Origin of the sequence: Nocardiopsis sp. SBT366, assembly GCF_001083815.1 — a bacterium.
Lineage (GTDB): Bacteria > Actinomycetota > Actinomycetes > Streptosporangiales > Streptosporangiaceae > Nocardiopsis > Nocardiopsis prasina.
In genome coordinates, this window is sequence record NZ_LAVM01000019.1 from 25,849 (window position 1) to 47,215 (window position 21,367).

15 protein-coding genes are annotated in these 21,367 nt (G+C 71.3%); 7 read left to right on the forward strand and 8 right to left on the reverse strand.

Features of this window, described 5'->3' with window-relative positions; all coding sequences use genetic code 11:
• Positions 1 to 43 precede the first annotated feature (43 nt).
• Both ADX84_RS08025 and ADX84_RS08030 read right to left on the reverse strand, forming a co-directional pair.
• Entirely contained in the window at positions 44 to 2,269 is a 2,226-nt protein-coding gene (locus ADX84_RS08025; protein WP_199776509.1) for an ATP-dependent RecD-like DNA helicase, read from the reverse strand.
• Positions 2,270 to 2,284: 15 nt separating this feature from the next.
• Positions 2,285 to 2,692 carry an MmcQ/YjbR family DNA-binding protein gene (locus ADX84_RS08030; protein ID WP_049569885.1) on the reverse strand — a complete coding sequence of 136 codons (408 nt, stop codon included), beginning with the start codon at positions 2,690 to 2,692 and terminating at the stop codon, positions 2,285 to 2,287.
• A 181-nt stretch (positions 2,693 to 2,873) separates the two neighbouring features.
• Between ADX84_RS08030 and ADX84_RS08035 the strand changes: the two genes are divergently transcribed.
• Positions 2,874 to 3,932 carry a serine/threonine-protein kinase gene (locus tag ADX84_RS08035; protein ID WP_049569888.1) on the forward strand — a complete coding sequence of 353 codons (1,059 nt, stop codon included), beginning with the start codon at positions 2,874 to 2,876 and terminating at the stop codon, positions 3,930 to 3,932.
• Positions 3,933 to 4,010: 78 nt separating this feature from the next.
• Here the strand turns inward: ADX84_RS08035 and ADX84_RS08040 are convergent, their stop codons facing one another.
• Positions 4,011 to 4,502, reverse strand: coding sequence for a hypothetical protein (locus ADX84_RS08040; protein ID WP_199776510.1), 492 nt, complete (start codon positions 4,500 to 4,502; stop codon positions 4,011 to 4,013).
• A gap of 382 nt (positions 4,503 to 4,884) precedes the next feature.
• Between ADX84_RS08040 and ADX84_RS08045 the strand changes: the two genes are divergently transcribed.
• Entirely contained in the window at positions 4,885 to 7,020 is a 2,136-nt protein-coding gene (locus ADX84_RS08045; protein WP_049569894.1) for a bifunctional UDP-sugar hydrolase/5'-nucleotidase, read from the forward strand.
• Positions 7,021 to 7,135: 115 nt separating this feature from the next.
• Here the strand turns inward: ADX84_RS08045 and ADX84_RS08050 are convergent, their stop codons facing one another.
• Together ADX84_RS08050 and ADX84_RS25970 are read right to left on the reverse strand one after the other, a co-directional pair.
• The gene (locus tag ADX84_RS08050) at positions 7,136 to 7,666 is read right to left on the reverse strand and encodes a hypothetical protein (RefSeq protein ID WP_049569897.1); all 531 of its coding nucleotides are present in this window, start codon (positions 7,664 to 7,666) and stop codon (positions 7,136 to 7,138) included.
• A 171-nt stretch (positions 7,667 to 7,837) separates the two neighbouring features.
• Positions 7,838 to 8,401 carry a hypothetical protein gene (locus tag ADX84_RS25970; RefSeq protein ID WP_049569900.1) on the reverse strand — a complete coding sequence of 188 codons (564 nt, stop codon included), beginning with the start codon at positions 8,399 to 8,401 and terminating at the stop codon, positions 7,838 to 7,840.
• 330 nt (positions 8,402 to 8,731) lie between these two features.
• Here ADX84_RS25970 and ADX84_RS08060 point away from each other — a divergent pair, with 330 nt between their 5' ends.
• Both ADX84_RS08060 and ADX84_RS08065 read left to right on the forward strand, forming a co-directional pair.
• A complete protein-coding gene (locus tag ADX84_RS08060; RefSeq protein ID WP_026128827.1) occupies positions 8,732 to 9,400 on the forward strand; it encodes a response regulator transcription factor in 669 nt (222 codons plus the stop codon).
• A 65-nt stretch (positions 9,401 to 9,465) separates the two neighbouring features.
• A complete protein-coding gene (locus ADX84_RS08065; protein WP_049569904.1) occupies positions 9,466 to 10,752 on the forward strand; it encodes a HAMP domain-containing sensor histidine kinase in 1,287 nt (428 codons plus the stop codon).
• A gap of 337 nt (positions 10,753 to 11,089) precedes the next feature.
• On the opposite strand, the gene ADX84_RS08070 is transcribed toward ADX84_RS08065, so the two are convergent.
• The 3 genes from ADX84_RS08070 to wecB form a co-directional block, all read right to left on the reverse strand.
• Positions 11,090 to 13,279, reverse strand: coding sequence for a glycosyltransferase (locus ADX84_RS08070; RefSeq protein WP_049569906.1), 2,190 nt, complete (start codon positions 13,277 to 13,279; stop codon positions 11,090 to 11,092).
• 118 nt (positions 13,280 to 13,397) lie between these two features.
• On the reverse strand, positions 13,398 to 15,143 hold the full coding sequence (locus ADX84_RS08075) for a hypothetical protein (protein WP_049569910.1): 1,746 nt from the start codon (positions 15,141 to 15,143) through the stop codon (positions 13,398 to 13,400).
• Between the two features lie 109 nt (positions 15,144 to 15,252).
• The gene (gene wecB, locus ADX84_RS08080) at positions 15,253 to 16,362 is read right to left on the reverse strand and encodes a non-hydrolyzing UDP-N-acetylglucosamine 2-epimerase (protein ID WP_049569914.1); all 1,110 of its coding nucleotides are present in this window, start codon (positions 16,360 to 16,362) and stop codon (positions 15,253 to 15,255) included.
• A gap of 176 nt (positions 16,363 to 16,538) precedes the next feature.
• Between wecB and ADX84_RS08085 the strand changes: the two genes are divergently transcribed.
• The 3 genes from ADX84_RS08085 to ADX84_RS08095 all read left to right on the forward strand — a co-directional run bounded on the left by ADX84_RS08085 (position 16,539) and on the right by ADX84_RS08095 (position 21,268).
• Positions 16,539 to 18,356, forward strand: coding sequence for a glycosyltransferase family 4 protein (locus ADX84_RS08085; protein ID WP_049569920.1), 1,818 nt, complete (start codon positions 16,539 to 16,541; stop codon positions 18,354 to 18,356).
• Between the two features lie 112 nt (positions 18,357 to 18,468).
• Positions 18,469 to 19,839, forward strand: coding sequence for a nucleotide sugar dehydrogenase (locus tag ADX84_RS08090; RefSeq protein WP_049569923.1), 1,371 nt, complete (start codon positions 18,469 to 18,471; stop codon positions 19,837 to 19,839).
• Between the two features lie 247 nt (positions 19,840 to 20,086).
• Positions 20,087 to 21,268, forward strand: a complete 1,182-nt coding sequence (locus tag ADX84_RS08095; protein ID WP_049569926.1) for a glycosyltransferase family 4 protein — start codon at positions 20,087 to 20,089, stop codon at positions 21,266 to 21,268.
• Positions 21,269 to 21,367: the final 99 nt, after the last annotated feature.

Consider the following 21,367-nt stretch of genomic DNA (forward strand, 5'->3'; position numbering starts at 1 on the left):
AAAGATCCCCATGTCGGAAATTGGGGGACGAAAAGTGCGCGAGTCAGTCGGAGGACACGGCGAGCGGTCTGCGCAGGCGGTGCGCGAGGGAGGTGTACCGGCGTCCCGAGGAGGCGTTGGCCACCGCGCGGGCCAGGGCGCGGCGGGAGCCCACCAGCACGACCAGCTTCCTGGCCCTGGTGATACCGGTGTAGAGCAGGTTGCGTTGCAGCATCATCCACGCCGAGGTGGTGACGGGGATGACCACCGCCGGGTACTCGCTGCCCTGGGACCGGTGCACCGTGACGGCGTAGGCGTGGGCGAGTTCGTCCAGCTCGGCGAAGTCGTAGGCGATCTCCTCGTCCTCGTCCGTGCGCACGGTCAGCTCCTGGCCCACCTGGTCGATGCCGGTGACCACCCCCAGGGTCCCGTTGAACACCCCGTTCGCGCCCTTGTCGTAGTTGTTGCGCACCTGGGTGACCTTGTCCCCCACGCGGTAGACCCGGCCGCCCAGCCTGCGCTCGGGGACGTGGTCTCCGGGCGGTGTCAGCGCGGTCTGGAGCGCCGCGTTGAGGTTGACCGACCCGGCCGGGCCGCCCTTCATGGGGGTGAGGACCTGTACGTCCCGGCGGGGGTCGAGGGCGAAGCGTCGGGGGATGCGCCGCGCCACGACGTCCACGACCGTCTCGGCGGTCTCCTCGGCCTCGTCGCAGGCGAAGAGAAAGAAGTCGGACATGCCCTGGAACTCGGGGGGTTCCCCCTGGTTGATCCGGTGCGCGTTGGTGACCACACCGGACTGCTGGGCCTGGCGGAACACGTGGGTCAGGCGCACGTGCGGTACGGGGGAGCCCTCCTCCAACAGGTCCCGCAGAACCTGCCCTGCGCCCACGGACGGCAGCTGGTCCACGTCGCCGACGAACACCAGGTGTGCCCCGGGCGGGACCGCCTTGACCAGTTTGTTGGCCAGAACGAGGTCGAGCATGGAGGCCTCGTCCACCACGAGGAGGTCGCAGTCCAGGGGGTTGTCGCGGTCGTGCGCCGCCTCCCCGCCGGGGCGCAGTTCGAGGAGCCGGTGGACGGTGGAGGCCTCGAGGCCGGTGAGTTCGGTGAGGCGTTTGGCGGCCCGCCCGGTGGGCGCGGCCAGGATGATCCTCGCGTCCTTCACCGACGCCATGGTGACGATGGAGGCCACCGTGTAGGACTTGCCGCAGCCCGGCCCGCCGGTGAGGACGCAGACCCTGCTGGTCAACGCCTCACGGACCGCGTCCCGCTGGGCCTCGGCGAGGGTGGACTCCGAACGCCTGTCGAGCCAGTCGAAGGCCTTGGGCCAGTCGACGTCGGTGAAGGCGGGCAGACGCTCCAGTGGAGTCTCCAGCAGGGAGCGCAGACCGGCGGCCAGGCCGATCTCGGCCCGGTGGAAGGGCAGGAGGTAGACCGCGCGGACCGGTTCGTCGTCGGGGCCGGGCACGGTCTCGCGGGCCACACCCTCGGCGGCGACCAGCTCGGCCAGGCACTCGATGACCAGCCCCGTCTCCACCTGGAGGATTTTCACCGCGGCGGAGATGAGCCGTTCCTCCGGCAGGAAGCAGTGCCCGTCGCCGCCGGACTCCGAGAGGGTGAACTGGATGCCCGCCATCACCCGCTGGGGGCTGTCGTGCGGGACGCCGACCGCCTGGGCGATGGTGTCGGCGGTCCTGAACCCGACCCCCCACACCTCCGAGGCCAGCCGGTAGGGCTCCTCCTGGACCACCCGGATGGAGTCGTCGCCGTACCTCTTGTAGACGCGCACGGCCAACGAGGTGCTGACCTGCACCCCCTGGAGGAAGACCATCACCTCCTTGATGGCCTTCTGTTCCTCCCAGGCGTCGGTGATGAGTCCGGTGCGCTTGGGCCCCAGTCCGGGGACCTCGATCAGGCGGGCGGGCTCCTCCTCGATGACGTCGAGGGCCTCGGTGCCGAAGTGGTCGACGATCCGCTCGGCCATACGCGGCCCGATCCCCTTGATCAACCCGGAGCCGAGGTAGCGACGGATGCCCTGCACCGTGGCGGGCAGCACCGTGGTGAAGTCGTCCACGTGGAACTGGCGGCCGTACTGGGGGTGCGACCCCCAGCGGCCGTACATGCGTAGGGACTCGCCGGGCTGGGCGCCCGGCAGCGAGCCGACCACGGTGAGCAGGTCGTGGCCGCCACGGCCGGTGTCGACCTTGGCGACGGTGTAGCCGTTCTCCTCGTTGGCGAAGGTGACGCGCTCCAGGACGCCCTGGACCACCGCCCGCGAGTGCGTGGACATGGAACCACCCTCCTCTCAGCGGTCGTCCGTGCCGGGCAGCGGCGGGGCGTCGTCCCCCAGGACCGCCAGCACGCGGTCCCGGTCCGCACGGCGCAGCCCCGCGGCCACCTGGGTGTACGAGTGCACCAGCATCTCCACCAGTTCGTCGTCGGGGACGGTGCCGTCCAACCGCACGGAGTTCCAGTGCCGCTTGTTCATGTGCCAGCCTGGGGTGACGGCCGGGAACCGCCCGCGCAGGTCCAGGGCGAGTTCGGGGTCGCACTTGAGGTTGACCGTGACGGCCTCCTCGGCGGAACCCCCGGTGAGGAGGGCGAACATCCTCTGGTCGGCCACCTTGTAGACGAGCGGCCCCGGACCGAAGGGCTCACTCTCCCGGGCCTCGGGAAACCACAGCGCCGCGTCGATGAACTGTTCTGGTGTCATGCCCTCTCCCCCACGCCCGGTGTTCGACCGGTGTCCGGTTCGAGCCTGCCAGAACGCACCGACCTTCGGGGCCCCTCCCTCAGCCTGTGGACAACTCTCCCGGCGCCGCGGAGACGGGCCCGAGGAGGGGACTCACGGATATGATCCGCTCGAACCTCCCCCACTGCCGGTTGGAGTGCCCATGAAGGCGCGCGGTGTACGCAGGCTGGCCCCGCTCGAACCGGGGGACCCCGTGGAGGTCGCGGGGCACCGGGTACGCGGCCGGGTCGGCTCGGGGGGCATGGGCACCGTGTACGCCGCCGAGTCCCCGGGCGCCCACGGCTACCTGGCCGTCAAGGTGGCCCACCCGGGACTCGCGCGCGACCAGCGGATCCGGGAGCGCTTCACCCACGAGGCCCGTCTGCTCGCCAAGGTGGACAGCCCGTGCGTGGCGCGGTTCGTGCGCGCGGACGTGGAGGCCCTGCCGCCGTGGATGATCACCGAGTACGTCCCGGGGCCGACCCTGCGCCACCACGTGGAGCGGTTCGGACGGCTGCGCGGCGGCATGCTTCTCGGGCTGGCGGCGGGCGTGGCCGAGGCGCTGCGCGCCGTGCACGCGGCGGGGGTGGTGCACCGCGACCTCAAGCCCGGCAACGTGGTGCTGTCCGGCCGGGGGCCCAAGCTCCTGGACTTCGGTATCGCGCACGCCGCGGAGGACCCCGACCCCACCAAGTGGCGGCGGCTGCGCCGGATGCGCCGGGCCTACCGGACGCTCGGGCTGCCCTCCCCGGAGACCCTGGCGGACCAGCGCACCGCCCGGATGCTCGACCGTCGGGGCACCCCGGGGTGGATCAGCCCGGAGCAGTACCGGCGTCAGCCCACCACGCACGCGTCGGACGTGTTCCTGTGGGGCGCGACGGTGGCCTTCGCGTCCGTGGGGCACGACCCGTTCGGCACCGCGCCGCCCAGGGAGATGGCCCGGAGGGTGACCATGGAGGAGCCCGACCTGCGGTACCTGCCCGTGGGGCTGGAGAAGCTGGTGGTGGCGGCGCTCAGCAAGGACCCCGACGAGCGCCCGCGCTCCGGGGAGCTGCTGCGCGCGGTCCTGGACCTGGAGGGAACGGAGGGCGGGGTCCGGGCCCGGGCCGGCGTGGGAGACGGGGGTGTGCGCGGACTTCTGGAGCGCCACTGGACCCGGGTCGCGGTGCGATCGCCCCTGCCGCCCCGCGAGGGCCGGTTCTTCGGCCGCCCGCCCGGCTAGGGCACGCCCGGCAAGAGTGCGGGAGGCACGACGCCCCCTGCGGGGGTCGGCAGGGGGCGCGGAGCGAGCGGAGTGGGATCAGAGCAGGCCGAAGTAGGCCCGGCTCTCCTTGGACCACATGAAGGCCAGCATCGCGGCCGCGAAGCCCAGCGGGACGATCGCGAGGAGTTCGCCCCCGAGCAGGGACCACAGCAGGATGCCCGCGGCGGCCCCCTGGAACAGCAGGGTGCTCCAGAAGACGCCGACCGTGCGACGGCGGAGTCTGCTGGCGATGAGCAGGGACAGCGACCCGTAGATCCCCGTCACCACGGCCATGAGACTCATCTGCGCGCGCATCATCTCGGCGTCGAAGGCCAGTGCCACACCCTGCTCGGCGGCGAGCGCCGCCTGCTCTTCCAGCGCCTCGTCCATCATCTCGGCGGGCGCGGACAGCCCCATGAGGAAGAGCAGCAGGAGCAGGAGTCCGCTGACACCGCCGACGAACATCAGCGTGCGGACGGTCACGACCCTGCGGGGCATGGGGGCGTCGGGACGCAGGGCCTCCAGGTGGGGCGCGTCGAAGTCGGGCATCCCCCGTTGCGAGGGCACCCCGCTCCGTCCCGAGTCGGGGTCGTACGGGTCCTGGCCAGAGGGAAACACGGACGTCCTCCGAGGGAATCGAGCCGACTGTCCCCTCCATGGTAGGGGCGCGGCGTCGTGGGAGCGCGAGTCCCGGGGCCGCTCCGACGCGGGTTGGTCCGAAACCAACTACGGAACGCGACCGCAATACCCCCGACGTGACCCTGGGCTATCGTCTCAGTGCGAGAACCTGCACGCACACGGGAGGTTCTGCAAATCGTAACCCCCGGGCCCGTGCCCGAACACCCGTCCCCATCTAGGGTGAAAAAACTCCGACCCCTCCGGCCCCCGGGGCGGAATCCCCGCACAGTCCCCCAAAGGAGTCACAGCAGACATGTCCAGACTCGTGCGCGCGACCGGCGCACTGATCCTGACGGGCGCGCTGATGGTGCCCCTGGCCCCGGCGGCCAGCGCGTACGCACCCACGGACACCCCTGACGGAGACGCGGCCTTCACCCTCACGCTCCTGCACGGCAACGACCCCGAGTCCGCCCTCCTGCACTCCTCCGCCGACCCCGACTTCGGCGGCGCCGCGCGCTACGCCAGCCTGCTCCACCAGCTGCGCGACAGCGAGAACGCGGGCACCGGCGCCGGCTCGGGCGAGTCCGCTAACCGCGGCGTGGTCGCCGTCAACTCCGGCGACCTGTACCTGCCCGGCCCGGAGTTCGCCGCCTCCCAGGAGGAGGGCGCACCCTTCTACGACGCGATCGCCACCTCCCACATGGGCTATGACGCGATCTCCATGGGCAACCACGAGTTCGACTTCGGTCCGGACGTGTACGCCGACTTCATCGGTGTCCTGCCCGAGAGCACCCCCGTGGTCGCCGCCAACGTGGATGTGTCCGGTGAGGCCTCGCTGGCCGCTCTGGAGGCCGAGGGACGGATCGCCCCCAGCACCGTCGCCGAGGTCGAGGGCGAGAAGGTCGGTATCGTCGGCGCGCTCTACCCGCCGTTGGCCACCATCACCAGCCCGCGCGACGTCGTGGTCGACGAGGTCGTCGGCCCGGTCCAGGCCGAGGTCGACCGCCTCTCCGCGGAGGGCGTCGACAAGATCATCCTCATCTCGCACCTCCAGAACATCACCTACGAGGAGCGGGTCGCCAAGGAACTGACGGGTGTGGACGCCATGGTGGCCGGTGGCGGCCACGAGGTGATGGCCAACCCCGACGACGCCCTGGTCCCCGGTGACGAGGTCACCGTCCACCCCGGCACCGGCGAGCCCCTGTCCTACCCGCTGCTGGCGGACAACGCGGACGGCGAGGAGGTGCCCATCGTCACGGCGGGCTCCGACTACAAGTACGTGGGCCGCCTGGTCCTCAACTTCGACGCCGCCGGGGACCTCCTCTCCGTGGGCGACCGCTCCGGCCCGGTCCGGGTCTCCGGAACCGGCGAGGACGCCGTGGAACCGCACCCCGAGGTGGAGGCGGAGGTGACCAAGCCGGTCACCGACTACGTCGCCGAACTCGCGGAGACCGAGGTGGCCCGTAGCGAGGTCGCTCTGGACGGCACGCAGAACCCGGGTGTACGCACGCAGGAGACCAACCTCGGCAGCCTCATGGCCGACGCCCTGCTGGACACCGGTGAGCGCAACGCCGAGGAGTACGGCGTCCCCAAGCCGCAGATCGGCATCCAGAACGGCGGCGGCATCCGCAACGCCTCGGTGATCCCGGCCGGTCCGCTGACGGTGCTGGACACCTACTCGATCGCGCCGTTCGCCAACCAGGTGGCCGTGGTCCCCGAGATCCCGCGCGGTCAGATCAAGGAGCTGCTGGAGCGCGGCGTGGCCTCCGCGCCCTCCGCCGACGGCGGGTTCATGCAGGTCGCAGGAGTCAACTTCGCCTACGACCCCGAGCGCACCGCGCAGGTCGTGGACGAGGACGGCGAGGTGCTCACCCAGGGCGAGCGGGTGCGCAACGCGATCCTGCACGACGGCACGGTCATCGTCGAGGACGGCGAGGTCGTGGACGGCGCGGCCATCACGGTGGTCACCAACGACTTCTCGGCGGGCGGCGGCGACATGTACCCGTTCCGCGGGGCCGACTACACCGTGGTGGGCTCCACCTACCAGGGCGCGCTGGAGCGCTTCCTCAGCGGGACCCTCGACGGCGGGATCAGCGCCGAGGACTACCCCGAGGGCGGCGCAGGCCGCATCGTGGTCGGCGAGAAGGCCACCGTGCCCCCCGGCGGTGACGACGGCGGTGACGACACCGATCCGCCCGCGTCGCCGAGTCCCAGCCCGAGCCCCAGCCCCAGTCCGAGCGAGAGCCCGACGAGCGGGCCCACCGACGGTCCGGGCGACCAGAAGCCCGGCGCCCCCGACGACAAGAAGGGTGGCACCCTTCCGGTGACCGGTGGGGCCCTGACCGGCCTGGTCATCGCCGCCCTGGTCGCCATCGGCGCCGGTGGCGCGGCCCTCTACCTGAGTCGTGGGCGCAGGTCGGCCCCGGGCACCGGGGAGATCGAGGGCTGATCCCGACCGGACCCCGTCGTCGACGCGGGTCGGACAGCGAACGCGGGCCCGTCCGAGTGGAGACTCGGACGGGCCCGCGCGTCATGTGGGGCCGGTCCCAGGGGTGCGGGAGCAGTCAGCAGCGGGGCAGCCCCTCGATCGGCTTCCATGGCTCACTGTCGCGGAAGGCGGTGGCGCTGACGAAGACGTCGCGGTTGCCGGTGTCGTCGTCGGTCAGGGCCCACCAGGTGGAGTAGCCGTCCTCGCCGTCGGAGTGCGGTTCGCCCTCCACCTGGCAGAAGAAGTAGTGGCGCCCGGCCCAGAGCCAGCCGCCCGTGGGGTAGCGGCTCTCCTGGGACCAGTAGGTCCGGGCGTCGCGCCAGGTGGAGTAGTAGTGCCGGTGGGAGAACGCGGTGGCCTCGGGTTGATGGGCCGCCTCGTCCGAGGAGGGGGCCACCGGGGTCTCCACGCGTACGGCCTCCGCGACGGTGTGCCCGGCGGCCGGAGCCGCGAGCGCGGTCGGTAGGACGACGGCGAGGGCGAGGGTCAGCGCGGCCGGCGCCCCGAGGGGTGTCCCCGTCCCCCGCCACTCCCCCCATCCCCTTGGTCTGGTCGGGCCCTTCGGGCCACCCGGTCGGCTTCCGGCCTTGTCGTTGCGCCGCACCATCCACACTCCTCACGTGCCCCGGACCGGGATCGGGGTCCGAGATGGGTGACGGGCCCGGTGGGGTGCGGCCCCGGAGGACCGCCAACCACCACCAACACCACCATTGCCACCCCTATCATCACTCAGAGTGTTCAATTGGGCGCGTTACGACGCGGACTGGTGGCCAGCGGGTCAGCAACCGGTGAAGTTCCTGGCGTCGCTGGTCATGTCGTCACGCTCGGACTGGTCCATGCCGCTGCCCTCGAACCAGATGAACACGATGTGGCAGGCGTTCTGTGCGTCGACCACGTCGTTGTCGTCCTCCTCGATCTGGGCGCGCAGCCCCGCGATGACAATCGAGGCGGAGAAGATGTCCTCGAAGGCGATGATGCGGGCCAGGTTGGTGTCCATCGCGCCCGTGCAGGCGAAGGCCTCCTCGTCGTCACAGATCTCGTCGGTCTTGTCCACGCCCGCCTCGAGACCGTGGTCTCCGCTGAGCTCGGAGATGATGTCCTCGACGGTCGCCAAATCCTCGGGCTCCTGCGTGGGGACGGTGCTGGGCTCCTCGGTGGGCTCGGGGCTGGGGAAGGGGTCCTCGGTGGGGCTCGGGGACTCCTCGGGTGTGGGCGAGGGGGACGGTGAGGGAGCGGGTTCGGGCTCCCGCTCCGCCGCGATCCGACCGGTCACGACGCCGCCCAGGGCGAGTCCGCTGCCGAGGAAGGAGGCCCCGGCCAGGATCGCGATGACGGCGAGCACCGCGACGAGGCCGGTTCCGTACCGACCCCTGGGAGGCGGCGGCGTCGGGTGGGGCGGGCCCTGCGGAGAAAAGCCGAATTCGTTACCGCCCGGGGGCGGCGGATGGGGATTCACGTCCTGGCTCCTCTGCTGTCAGGTGGGTTCTGGCGGAGGGCACTCCTACACCCCGCGTTCCAGCTTCCCAGTTTCACCAAGAACGTGCAAAGAAAGGGCTGCTGATAGCCATTTGCACTATTTGACCGGTATGTGATTCGCGTATTTTCGGCCAACCTTGGGCCATCCGGCGCGCATAATAGGGAAATGCGCCACCCTGGACCTACGATCGGCTCCATGACCTGCGTTTTGCTGGCCGAAGACGATGTCTCGATCTCCGAGCCTCTCGCGCGCGCACTCCGACGCGAGGGCTACACGGTAGACGTGACCGTCAACGGCATTGAGACACTCGACCGCGCCCGTGCGGGAGACATCGACCTCATGGTCCTGGATCTCGGGCTCCCCGAAATGGATGGCCTCGAGGTGGCACGTCGGCTCCGCGCCGAGGGTCACGGAACGCCGATCCTGATCCTGACCGCCCGAGCGGACGAGGTCGACACAGTCGTCGGCCTCGACGCCGGTGCCGACGACTACGTGACCAAACCGTTCAGGCTCGCCGAACTCCTGGCCCGCGTCCGCGCCCTGCTGCGGCGTGGCGGGGCCGAGGTACCGGTGGTCCACGGTGTCCGAATCGACAACGACTCTCGGCGTGCCTGGCTGGGCGACCGCGAGCTCCAACTGACCACCAAGGAGTTCGACCTGCTGCGCGTCCTCGTACGCGACGCGGGCAAGGTGGTCACCCGAGAACAGATCATGCGGGAGGTGTGGGACACCAACTGGTGGGGGTCGACCAAGACCCTGGACATGCACATCTCCTGGTTGCGCCGCAAGCTCGGCGACGACGCCAACCAGCCTTCCTACATCACGACCGTCCGGGGCGTGGGTTTCCGGTTCGAACGAGACTGACACGACCTTGGGTTCGACGCGCTTGCCAGTCGACCGCCCAGGGGGTCGGACGGACGTGAGGTGACATGCGCAGGCGGATGGTTTTCTCCACCCTGGTGGTGACCGTCATCGCCGTCATGCTGCTCGGGCTGCCCCTGGGTGCGCTCACCTACAAACTGGTGCACGACGAGGCCAGTCGGCAGCTTGAGGGCGAGGCCGAACTGATCGGCGCCGAGAGCGACAACATGTTGCAGCTCCACGGCGAGCTGGACCTGGCGGAGTTCGACCGGGAACACCCGAACAGGTTCGTCCGCATCACGCCCGCGGGCGAACCGACCGCCGTGACGGCCGGCGATCCCGCGTTGAACCCCGAGGCCGTGGACTCACCGCGCCTGCTCAGGGCCACCGTCACCACCGGCCGCGACACCAGGGTCGAAGTGTGGAGCGACGGCGAGGACGTGCAGGAGAGCGTGGTCCGCGCCTGGCTGGGGATCGCCTCACTGTCCATGCTGGCCATCGGGGTCGCCGTGGGCCTGTCCATGTTCCAGGCCCGCCGCCTCACCCTGCCCCTGGTCGATCTCGCCGCCACCGCCGAACGCCTCGGCTCCGGGGTCACCACACCGTGGGGGCACCGCTACGGCATCCCGGAGGCCGACCGCGTCGCCGAGGTGCTGGACCGCAGCGCCGAGCGCATCGCCGGGCTCATCGCCACCGAGCGCCACTTCGCCACCGACGCCTCACACCAGCTCCGCACACCGCTGACCGCGCTCACCATGCGGTTGGAGGAGATCATCGCCGAGTCCGGCAACGCGCAGGTGGTCAGGGAGGAGGGCGAGGCCGCCCTCGCCCAGACCGAACGCCTCGTGGAGACCGTGGAGAGCCTGCTCGGCCGCGCCCGCAAGAGCCAGAACCCCGAGGTGGAACCGGTGGAGCTCGACCCGGTGCTCAACCACCTCCAAGCCGAGTGGTCTCCCGTCTTCCAACAGGAGAAACGCCGACTGCTCGTCACCGGAGACCCCGGGCTGACCGCCATGACCGTCCCCACCGACCTCGCCCAGATCCTGGCGACCCTGGTGGAGAACGCCTACAAGCACGGTGCGGGGACGGTGACCATCCGCCGCCTCGACACCGGTCAGTCCGTGCGCATAGAGGTCAGCGACGAGGGCGAGGGCGTTCCCGAGCACCTGTCCGGGCGGATCTTCGAACGCGAGGTCAGCGGGGGCGGCGGCACCGGTCTCGGGCTCGCCCTGGCCCGCCACATCGCCGAGTCCGAGGGCGCGAGGGTGGAACTGGTGCAGACCAGACCGACCACCTTCGCGCTGTTCCTGCCCGCCGGGGCGGGGGGGCTGTCCAAGATGACGGGCCCCGTCTGACCTGTGTCTCCTTGGGCCTCCGCTTCGCTTCGGCCCGTGTTCGGGCGCCAGGAAGGGCAGGAACCTTCGGCACCTACGGTGTGCTGGCTCGTTCCTCGCAATCCCACCTCCGGCACCTCCAGAACACTGTCGGCGCCCGAACGGGCACCCCCCGGTTGCCAAGGCCACAGAGGGGTTGCCCGTTCGAGCGCCGGAGAGTCCGGGTTTCAGCAGGCACTGTGCAAGACGAGTCAGGCCGCCAGCGAGGAACGAGCCAGGCGTGGACGAGGATGAAGAACAGCTCCGCAAAGGCGCCGAACACGCATCGAAGCGAAGCGGAGATGCAAAACAAACACGGCTAGTTGGCGCTGGCGTGGGCGGTGGACCCCTGAGCGGCGGGGGTCTGGCCCCGGACCACCAGGTCGCTCCACATCCCCCGGACCCGCCCAAGGCCGTAGACGGAGGTCACCTCCGCGCGGGCCCGCTCGCTTTCGTCGACGAACCGGCCCTCGGAGACCGTCGTGTGGATGGCCTCGGCCATGGCCACCGCGTCGTCGTGGATCCAGTGCGGGTCGTAGATGGTGTCCGAACCCGGCCACGCGAGCAGGGCGGGGACCCCACCGGAGGCCGCGCACTCGGCGGGGGCCAGGTGGAACGACTCGTCGTCGCTGGTGGAGATGACGAACCCCACCCGGCGCAGCCAGGTGGCCACGTCCGGCCCGAAGCCGTCGAAGACCACCCCGGAGGCCAGGTTCTCGTCACGCTGGATGCGCCGGTACACCCGCTCGAAGTAGGAGCGCTCCTCCGGCCGGTTCCAGATCCACCAGTACTCCCACGGCTGCTTGGTCTTGACCGACAGCGTGTAGCGCGGGTCCATCCGGCGCAGCTCGGAGAGCACGTCCAGCCCCCGGTCCAGGCGCTTGCGGGACGGCGCGATCCCGATCATGCCGAGCGAGAACTCGGCCCCGGCGAGCTTCGGGCGGTCCAGCTGACGGTCGTCCACCCAGTTGGGCAGCACCACGACCTTCTCGGCGGGCCAGCCGGTGAGCTCGCGGGTGAGGTCGGCGTAGTGCGGGCTCACGCAGACGACCGCGTCGACCTTGGCGATGTCCAGGCGGCGCGGCCACTCCGCGTACAGCTCGAAGCGGTGCAGACGCACGATCAGCCGCTGGTCCGGGCGCTTCCACTTGGCGTAGAAGAGCGCGTTGGGCCCGCACCACTCGCAGATGACCACGTCCGCCCAGGAGGCGAGCTCCCGGGACCGGTACTGGTCGTGGGTGCTCAGCCCCTCCCACTCGTCGATGCGCACGTCCAGGCCGGGCAGGGAGTCCAGGTACTCGGCCAGGCGGGTGAAGAACTTGAGGTCGTGCCCGGCGATGACCACCTTGAGCGGGCGCTCGGGGTCGGTGCCCTCGGGGGCCGCGGGAATGGCCTCGGCCAGGTATCCGCGCAGGCGCTCGGCGGCGCGTTCCAGGGTGTGGTTCGCGGCGGCCCTGCGGCAGCGTTCGGCGGCCTCGGTGTACACGGAGCGGTCGTGGTAGGCGCGGGCGACCACCGCGGCCACCGAGGCGGTGTCCTCACCGGCGAACAGCGGGTAGTCGGCGCCGAGCAGGGCCTCGTGCATGGGCGTGCGGTTGAGGACCACCGGCAGGCCGAGCGCGCCGAGTTCCAGCACCTTGGTGGACAGCTCCAGGCTGGCGTCCATCTCGGGGTCGCGCCAGGACAGTCCGAAGTCGCACTCGGCGGACTGGCGGAGCGCGTCGGCCCTGGCCATGCCGCCGCGCCAGTCCACATGCGGGGTGCTCTCCAGAGCCCTGCGCATCCGCTTGGCCCAGTCGGCGGGCTCGGCGTGGATCTTGTCGCCGATCATCACCAGTTCGGAGTCCACCCCGAGCCGGGCCAGCTCCTCGGGCAGGCCGGTCATCTCCAGGGTGTTCCAGCGGGGCGCGAACTTGCCGGTGTAGGCCAGGCGGGTGCGCGCGTGCGTTTGGCCCTCGGCCGCGATCCCCTCGGGCACCACCGCGACCGGCGGGAACAGAACGGACCGGCCGCAGGCGGCGGGGACCGTGGACTCCAGGAAGGCCCGCAGCTCCTCCGTCTGGCAGAGCACGAACCGGGAGGCCAGCGCGATGTCGGTGAGCTCGGCGGTGGCGGTCGCGGTCAGTTCGCCGACGCTGTGCGGGAAGTCCGTGAGGTAGGTCCACAGCCTCCCGGCCAGGCTCTCCTCCTGGGCCGCCAGCCCGGCGAGTCGGCGGCCCCGGACGACGACCAGGTCGAAGGGCCTGCGCGAGTGCAGACCGCCCATGATCTCCACGGCCTGCTCGGGCGTGAGACCGCGCGGGCCGAGGTCGGACAGCAGTCTGTCCTCGTAGGGACGGACCAGGTGGACCCCGGGGTTCGCGGTGAGCGGCGCGGTGAGCCGGTCGGTGCGGACCTGGGCCTTGAGCAGCAGGGTGACCTCGCAACCCGCCGCCGCCAGGGCCTGCGCCATCGACTGCGCCCAGATCGCCGAGCCGTCGATGATGTTCAGGTCCACGTCCCCGTACAAGAGTGCGCGCGGAGGAGCTGTGCTCACGTTCTTCCCTTCGGATGCTGATGGGTGGCCCGAGTTTTGCGTACTACCGCGCCGCGCGCGCCCGTCGGGGGCGACTCGGGCGTGGCGGTGGTCAACCGACCGCACCCGTCGAGGCGTCGGCGTGGGTCGGTCCCTCGTTGTCGCCGTCGGTGCCGGACCCGTGGTCCGGCCCGAGGGCCAGGAGCCGGGTGCCGCGCCGGTTCCACTCCGCCGGGAGCCAGCCCCGGCGCAGCAGGTCGGTCCGGGCCAGTTCCGGGGTGACCGAGGTGACGAACACGTACTGTCTGCCCCCGGTGTCACGGTCGAAGAAGCCCCGTTCCCCCAGGCCCGGGGTCTTCTGGTCGCCGGTGTCGGGGGTGCCGACGGCGTCGGCGCCCGAGCACTCGGCGGCGCAGGCGAGGTCGGCCAGGCGGTGACGGCCGACCGGGGCGGTCCACAGGTGCGCCCACGGGGAGGCGGCGCGTTCGGCCAGGGCCGCCCAGTGCTCCGGTTCGAACCCGCCGACCTGGGACCGGGTGCCCTCCCGGGTGAGTTCCTCGGGAGTGTCGGGGGCGGTGGTGCGGACCGCGCGCACCGTCAGGCCCTCGGCACGCAGGCGCTGGACGCCCGGCATCCGCGCGGCGGTGTCGGGGACGACCACCTCGGCTGGGCGCAGGCGGGAGCCGAGGAGGTCGTCGGCGAGGCGGTCGGCCTCGGGTTCGGAGGCCGGGTCGGCCAGGACCGCGACCCCTCGGCCGCTCAGCGGGAGTTCGGTGCCGGGGGTGCCCGACGGGAAGTCGAGGCCCTCCAGGAGGGTGACCAGCCGGACGGGCGCCGCCTCGTCGAGGAACACCTGGCGCAGCATGGCCCGCACCTCACGGGGTGTGGGCGGCTCCGCGCGCAGTCGGGGCACGGTGACCGCGAGGTCCTCGGCATCGGGAACGGGCACGGCCGGGTGGGAGACCACCCGGGTGCCACAGGCCCACGCGCGGCGGCGCAGACGCAGGTCGCCGTGGCCGGACTCGGGAATCACCGCGACGTTGGCCGCGCGCAGGGCGTCGGGCAGTTCGGGCGAGTCGGCGTCCACCACGCCCACGCCGAGGTCCACCAGGACGTCGGGGACCGGCTGCTCCGGGGAGGTGCGGACGAAGACCGCCTCCGGGCCGGAGACGAGTTCGGCGGCCACGGGGTTGAACAGGTGCAGCGGCACACCGGCGTCGCCCTTGTGCACGCGGTCGAAGCCGAGCTGGCGCAGGGCGGGCGGGGACGGGGCGTCGTCGAGCAGGACCGTGGGGATGCCGCGGGCCGCCGCCGACTCCAGCACCCAGTGCAGGGCGCGGGTGCGGTCGACGGCCGCTGGGTCGCCCACGTGGGCCCAGGGAGAGCCGGGAGCGGCCGCCGAGGAGGACACCAGGAGCAGGTCGACGTCGACGGCGTCCATGACGATCTGGGCGTCGTGCGGGCGCAGCGGCACCGAGCGCAGGTAGGGGTCGACCGCCTTCTGGACGGCCGGGCCGAGGACGGTGGCGACCACCAGCAGGTCCTCGCGGCCTCCGCTCAGCCCGGTGAGGAGGCGGGCCTCCTGCCGGTCGGCGTCGAAGGAGCGGACGGGCTCGACACCTCGGCGCTCGGCGTGGTTGGTGCTGCCGCTGCGCCGCCACAGCCGGTAGAGGTCGCGCGGGAGCCTGACCAGGGAGCGGCCGGGGCGTTTGGCGGCGGCGGTGAGCGCGCGGCCCACCTGGAGGGAGGTCGATCCCTCGAGCGAGGCCAGGCGGGCCTGCGCCTCCTGGAGCTGGGCCTCGCGCTCGACCAGGGCTTGCCGAAGCTGTTCGGTCTGGCTCTGTTCACGCCGTTTCACGGTCTGCCACCTTGTGCTCGGTTCGGGAAACCTCGGGTCGGGACACCGGGGTGTCCGTGGTGCGGTCCGGGTGCCAGGGGGCGCCCGCGCGGATGGGGAACACGGCCGGTCACCGTGACCACTGGGTGAGGACGGAGGCGATGCGCTCGCCCGCGTGACCGTCCCACAGCGGCGGCACGTCACCGATCCGCTCCACGGCCCGGCCGTCCAGGACCTTGCCCAGTGCCTGGAGGAGATCGGCCTCGGTGACCAGCTGGTTGGTGCCGTGGGTGATGGTGATCGGGCGTTCGGTGTTGGGACGCAGGGTCAGGCAGGGCACGCCGAGGATCGTCGTCTCCTCCTGGACCCCGCCGGAGTCGGTGACCACGGCGGCGGCGCCCCGGGTGAGCGCGACGAAGTCGAGGTAGCCGAGCGGTTCGAGCAGGCGCACGCGCGGGTGGTCGCCCAGCCCGGCGCGGTCGAAGGCGGCCTTGCCGCGCGGGTGCACCGGCATGACCACGTCGGTGAGGTCGGCGATCTCGTGGAGGCGCTCGGTGAGGAGGGCGACGTTGGCGGGGTCGTCGACGTTGGCGGGCCGGTGCAGGGTGGCGGCCACGTACCGCTCGGGCAGGTCGAGGCGGGCGCGTAGGGCGTCGGCGTCGAATCGGTCGATGTTGCCCAGGAGCGTGTCGATCATCGGGTTGCCGACGAGGTGGACGCGGTCCGGGGAGATCCCCTCGGTGGCCAGGTGGCCGATCGCCTCGGGGCTGGTCGCGAAGAGGAGGTCGCTGAGCTGGTCGGTGACCCGCCGGTTGATCTCTTCGGGCATGGTGTTGTCGAAGGAGCGCAGGCCCGCCTCGACGTGCGCGACGGGGACGCCGAGCTTGGCGGCGACCAGGGCGGCGGCCACGGTGGAGTTCACGTCGCCGTAGACCACGACCATCCCGGGGGTGTTCGCGGTGAACTCGCGTTCCAGTCCGACCATGAGCGCGGCGGTCTGAGCGGCGTGCGAACCGGAGCCGACACCGAGGTCGACGTCCGGGGTGGGCAGGCCGAGGTCCCGGAAGAAGACGGCGGACATGCGGTCGTCGTAGTGCTGACCGGTGTGCAGGACCGTCTGGTGCGCGCCCCGCCCGCGCAGGGCGGAGACGACCGGAGCGGCCTTCACGAAGTTGGGGCGGGCCCCGACCACGTGCACGATCCCGGTGTCCTGGCTGCCAAGAGGCGCACTCGTTGCCACGGCTGTTTCCTTCTGCTTCTGGTGGGGGTGACTGCTGTGCTGGTGTGGGCCGGGGTCCCGGCCGGGCGGTTCGCGGCGCGCGCGGTTCGGGTGACGGAGTTCTTTGCCCCAGCCGTCCCGTCCGTGTCGCCGTGTTGTCACCATCCGGCCACGTCCACGTGGTTGTGTGACTGACCGTGCATGACTCCCAGAATCCCGAACCCCGTGTTCCGCGTTCGCGCGTCCTCTGGCCGAGGGCGGTGACCTTCACCGCGACCCTGGCCTGGCACCACCTGCGTTCCGACCCGGCCCGCCTGCCGCTGCTGGCGCTGCGGCTGATGCCCGGCCCCGTGCGGACCTCGGCGCGTGCCGTGTCCGCCCGTTCGGGCGCGCTGCCGCGCGCCTACTCCCTGTGGGACCAGGGGCGGCGCGAGGAAGCACGCGAGGTGCTGCTGTCCGCCGCGACGAACTCCCCGCCCCGCAGGGTGGGGCGCCTGGTCTCGGCGGCTCTTGCCGCCGGAGACGCCGACACCGCCCGTGAGCTGGTCGAACGTATTCCCCCGGGGCCGCACAGGACCTCGGCGGAGTACCGGACGGCACTGGCCACGGGACGTGCCGTCCCCGCGTCCCCGTCCGTTTCGCCTGACCGTCACGGGTTCACGTTAACCCGCGGTGCGCCAACGCGGCCTGACGACACGGTGAACGCTCAGCGACCGGCCACGGGCTCGGATGACGACGAGGGTTGGCGGGTGGCCGCGGACCCGGGGCGGCCCGGGGCGGGGGTGCGGGTGCTGCACCTGGTGACCAACGCCCTCCCGCACACCAACGCGGGCTACACGCAGCGCACGCACCGGATCGCGGTCGCGCAGCGGGAGGCCGGGATGGACGTCCACGTGGCGACCCGTGCCGGGTATCCGCTGACCAAGGGGGTGCCGGACCCGCGCACGCTGGTGCGGGTGGACGGGATCCCCTACCACCGGTTGCTGCCGTGGACGGCGCCCGGTGGCCACGCCGACGAGCTGGCGGCGGGCCTGCGGATGGCGTCGGAGCTGGTGGAGGTGGTGCGTCCGGACGTGCTGCACGCGGCCAGCAACCACCACAACGCGCGGCTGGCCCTGGAACTGGGTCGCCGGTTCGGGCTGCCGGTGGTCTACGAGGTGCGGGGGTTCCTGGAGGAGTCCTGGCTGTCCCGGGATCCCTCCCGCAGCGTGGACGATGCCTTTTACCAGGCCGAACGCGCCAGCGAGACCGAGTGCATGCTCGCCGCCGACCTGGTGGTGACGCTCGGGGAGACCATGCGCGCCGACATCGAGGCGCGCGGCGTGCCCCGGGAACGGCTGTTGGTGGTTCCCAACGCGGTGGACGAGTCCTTCCTCGATCCGCTGCCCTCGGGGGACGAGGTCCGCAAGGGGCTGGGTATCGGACCGGAGGAGTTCGTGGTGGGCACCACCACGAGCTGCTTCGGCTACGAGGGCCTGGACGTGCTCCTTGACGCTGTGGCGGCCATGCGGGAGCGGGGGGAGCGCGCCCACGCCCTGGTGGTCGGTGACGGCCCGGAACTGGCCACGCTGCGTGACCGCGCCCGGCGGCTGGGACTGACCGGTGCGGCGCACTTCCCCGGGCGGGTCCCGGCCGACCGGGTCCGCCACCACCACGCCGCGCTGGACGTCTTCGCCGTGCCACGACTTGATGAACGCGTGTGCCGCATGGTGACGCCGTTGAAGCCGGTGGAAGCCATGGCTGGTGGGCTTCCTGTTGTCGCGAGTGACCTTCCGGCGCTGCGAGAGATCGTGGAACCGGGGGTGTCCGGCGAGTTAATTCCGGCGGGCGAATCGGCACGTCTAGCTGATGTCCTCACAAATCTCGCCTACAGTCATCAAAAGCGGACGTCCTACGGTCAAGCTGGTCAGGAGCGTGTCGGAGCCAACCGAACGTGGACCGAGGCCGCATACCGCTACAGCCAGGCGTATCGGGTTCTTATTCGAAAAATGTCCGAACCAGGCCAGAACCCGTAACCGAGGACAACGTCTACCTACACTCGGACGTCCTGCACTCCGAATGGTGGACCCATGGCAGTCCTCGACTATTTGCGCCCGTTCACGAAATGAATGCGAGTGTGACCGCGAAGTGGATGCCGCAGCCTCCAATCCAGCCACTGTCCCCGAGCAGAGCTCCGGTTCGGCCAGCGACCTCGTCGTCCTCGGCCTCGGTTACGTCGGTCTACCGCTGGCGGCGGAAGCCGTCTCAGCGGGACTGAGGGTGACCGGATTCGACGTCAGCACGCGAGTGGTCGAAGGTCTCAACAAGTCCGAGTCGCACATCGACGACCTGTCGACGGACGACGTCGCCTCGATGCTGTCCCACGGGTTCAGCGCGACCACCGACCCGGCGTGCCTCGCGACGGCGCGCACCATCGTCATCTGCGTGCCCACGCCGCTCTCCCCGGAGGGCGGCCCGGACCTGGGCGCGGTCACCTCGGCCGCCAGGGCCATCGCCGGGCACCTGTCACCGGGCACCCTGGTGATCCTGGAGTCGACCACCTACCCGGGCACCACCGAGGAGGTCGTCCGGCCGCTGCTGGAGGAGTCCGGCCTGGTCGCCGGTGCCGACTTCCACCTGGCCTTCTCGCCCGAGCGCATCGACCCGGGCAACCCGACCTTCGGCGTGGCCAACACCCCGAAGGTGGTCGGCGGTCTCACGGAGGAGTGCGGCGAGGCGGCCGCCACGTTCTACGAGAACTTCGTGAACACCGTGGTGCGGGCGCGCGGCACCCGGGAGGCCGAGATGGCCAAGCTGCTGGAGAACACCTACCGGCACGTGAACATCGCGCTGGTGAACGAGATGGCCGTCTTCTGCCAGGAGCTCGGCATCGACCTGTGGGACTCGATCGCGGCGGCCGCCACCAAGCCGTTCGGCTTCCAGGCGTTCTACCCGGGCCCGGGCGTGGGCGGTCACTGCATCCCCATCGACCCGAACTACCTCTCCTACAAGGTCAAGACGCTCGGCTACCCGTTCCGGTTCGTCGAGCTGGCCCAGGAGATCAACGGCCGGATGCCCGGCTACGTGGCGCAGCGCGCACAGGAGCTGCTCAACGAGTCCGGGCTGGCGCTCTCCAGATCCAAGGTCCTGCTGCTGGGCGTCACCTACAAGGCCGACATCGCCGACCAGCGTGAGTCGCCCGCGCGCCCGGTGGCCCGCAAGCTGGCCGCGAAGGGCGCCACGCTGACTTACCACGACCCGCACGTGGACTCCTGGGACGTGGACGGGACGGACGTGCCGCGCTCCACCGACCTGGAGCGGGCGATGGCCGAGGCCGACCTGACCATCCTGCTCACCGACCACGCCGACTACCGGCCCAAGCTGCTCACCGAGTTCGCCCGGCTGCTGCTGGACACCCGCGGTGCCCTGCGCCGCTCGGACCCGGAGGCCGACGCCGTGGCCGACGTTCCCTCGCAGGCGCGCCGCCACGTGCAGCGCGAGGGTGTCCAGATCCTCTGACCAGCCGCTGGATCCGTTACCACCGAGGCACGCCGCTTCGAACGCCACCGCGCGTTCGACGGCGTGCCTTCGTGCGTTCACGGTGACCCAACGAAGGGTTCACCGGAATCACCCCACGCGTCCACTCAGCTTTCCTCGGCGTGTTTCCGCTGGTGAATACCGTGTCGTTCAGCTGATTCCGCACCCTCGGGGCGGATCATCGAATACGGACGAGTCGTACAAACGGTGACATAAGTAGGTGAACCCGATGCACGCGCTTGTGGCCACGATTGTGCACCACCCCGAGGACGCCCGGATCCTGCACCGACAGATCCGCGCCCTCGTCGACGCAGGACACACCGTGACGTACGTGGCGCCGTTCCGGGAGTGCGGGGTGACGCCCTGGGACCAGGTGCGTTCCGTGGACGTCCCCCGCGCCTCGGGCCGGGACCGGCTGTCCTCGCTGAGGGCCGCCCGGACCGTGCTGGCACGGCTGGCCTCTGAGGCCGACCTCCTCCTCTTCCACGACCCCGAACTGCTGCTGGCTCTTCCGACCAGACGCCCCGTGACGGTGTGGGACGTCCACGAGGACACGCCCGCCGCGCTGCTCACCAAGGCCTGGATCCCCGAACGGCTCCGCAAGCCGCTCGGCTCCGTGGTGCGCAGGTTCGAGCGGCGCGCGGAGCGGAGAATGCGCCTGCTGCTGGCCGAGGAGGGGTACCGACCCCGCTTCCAGGGCGCGCACCCCGTGGTCCCCAACACCACCGAGGTTCCCGACACCCCGCTCCGCCCGCCCGGCGACGACCGTGTCGTGTACCTGGGCCAGCTCTCCAGGGCCCGGGGCGCCCACGACCTGATCGAGATGGGCCGCCAGCTGCGCGACCACGGGGTGCGCCTGGAGGTCATCGGCGGCGCCGACCACGAGATCCGGCCGCTGCTGCGCGACGCCCACCAGGAGAACGCCCTGCACTGGTACGGCTTCGTGCCCAACGACCGGGCCCTGCGCATGGCGGCGGGAGCCCTGGCCGGGATCAGCCTGCTGCACGACACCGACAACTACCGGCACTCCCTGCCCACCAAGGTCGTGGAGTACATGGCCCACGGACTCCCGGTGGTCACCTCGCCGAACCCGATGGCCCAGGCCCTGGTGACCGAACGGCCGGAGGGCGCGGCGGGCGTCATCGTGCCGTTCCAGGACCCGGCCGCCGCCGTCCGCGCCGTGCTCGAACTCAGGGACGACCAGGCGCAGCGCGAGGAGTACGCCCGCACGGGGCACCGGATCGCGCGGACCTCGTTCCACTGGCCGGTGCAGGCGCGCCTGTTCGTGAAACAGCTGGAGGAGTGGGTCGCCGAGGCGAACGGCCCGAGGCCGTCCATACCGCGTCCGCGCACGCCCCGGCCCGGCAGTCGCCGCCCCGTCGGTCGCCGCCCGGCACGAGTGAGAGAGTGATCTCACCGACAGTTCTCTGTTGAAATAACTTCCCGGGAAACCATGTTGTGCTCGGTTGTCGGCCCCCAGCGGCACGCCATGAACCGCAAAAGCACAGCT

Bases quoted from the DNA above. Each gene is read 5' to 3' on its own strand.
- ADX84_RS08095 (WP_049569926.1), top strand. From the start codon at position 20,087: ATGCACGCGCTTGTGGCCACGATTGTGCACCACCCCGAGGACGCCCGG.
- ADX84_RS08035 (WP_049569888.1), top strand. From the start codon at position 2,874: ATGAAGGCGCGCGGTGTACGCAGGCTGGCCCCGCTCGAACCGGGGGAC.
- ADX84_RS08065 (WP_049569904.1), top strand. From the start codon at position 9,466: ATGCGCAGGCGGATGGTTTTCTCCACCCTGGTGGTGACCGTCATCGCC.
- ADX84_RS08050 (WP_049569897.1), bottom strand. From the start codon at position 7,666: ATGGTGCGGCGCAACGACAAGGCCGGAAGCCGACCGGGTGGCCCGAAG.
- ADX84_RS08060 (WP_026128827.1), top strand. From the start codon at position 8,732: ATGACCTGCGTTTTGCTGGCCGAAGACGATGTCTCGATCTCCGAGCCT.
- ADX84_RS08030 (WP_049569885.1), bottom strand. From the start codon at position 2,692: ATGACACCAGAACAGTTCATCGACGCGGCGCTGTGGTTTCCCGAGGCC.
- ADX84_RS08045 (WP_049569894.1), top strand. From the start codon at position 4,885: ATGTCCAGACTCGTGCGCGCGACCGGCGCACTGATCCTGACGGGCGCG.
- ADX84_RS08025 (WP_199776509.1), bottom strand. From the start codon at position 2,269: ATGTCCACGCACTCGCGGGCGGTGGTCCAGGGCGTCCTGGAGCGCGTC.
- ADX84_RS08040 (WP_199776510.1), bottom strand. From the start codon at position 4,502: ATGCCCGACTTCGACGCGCCCCACCTGGAGGCCCTGCGTCCCGACGCC.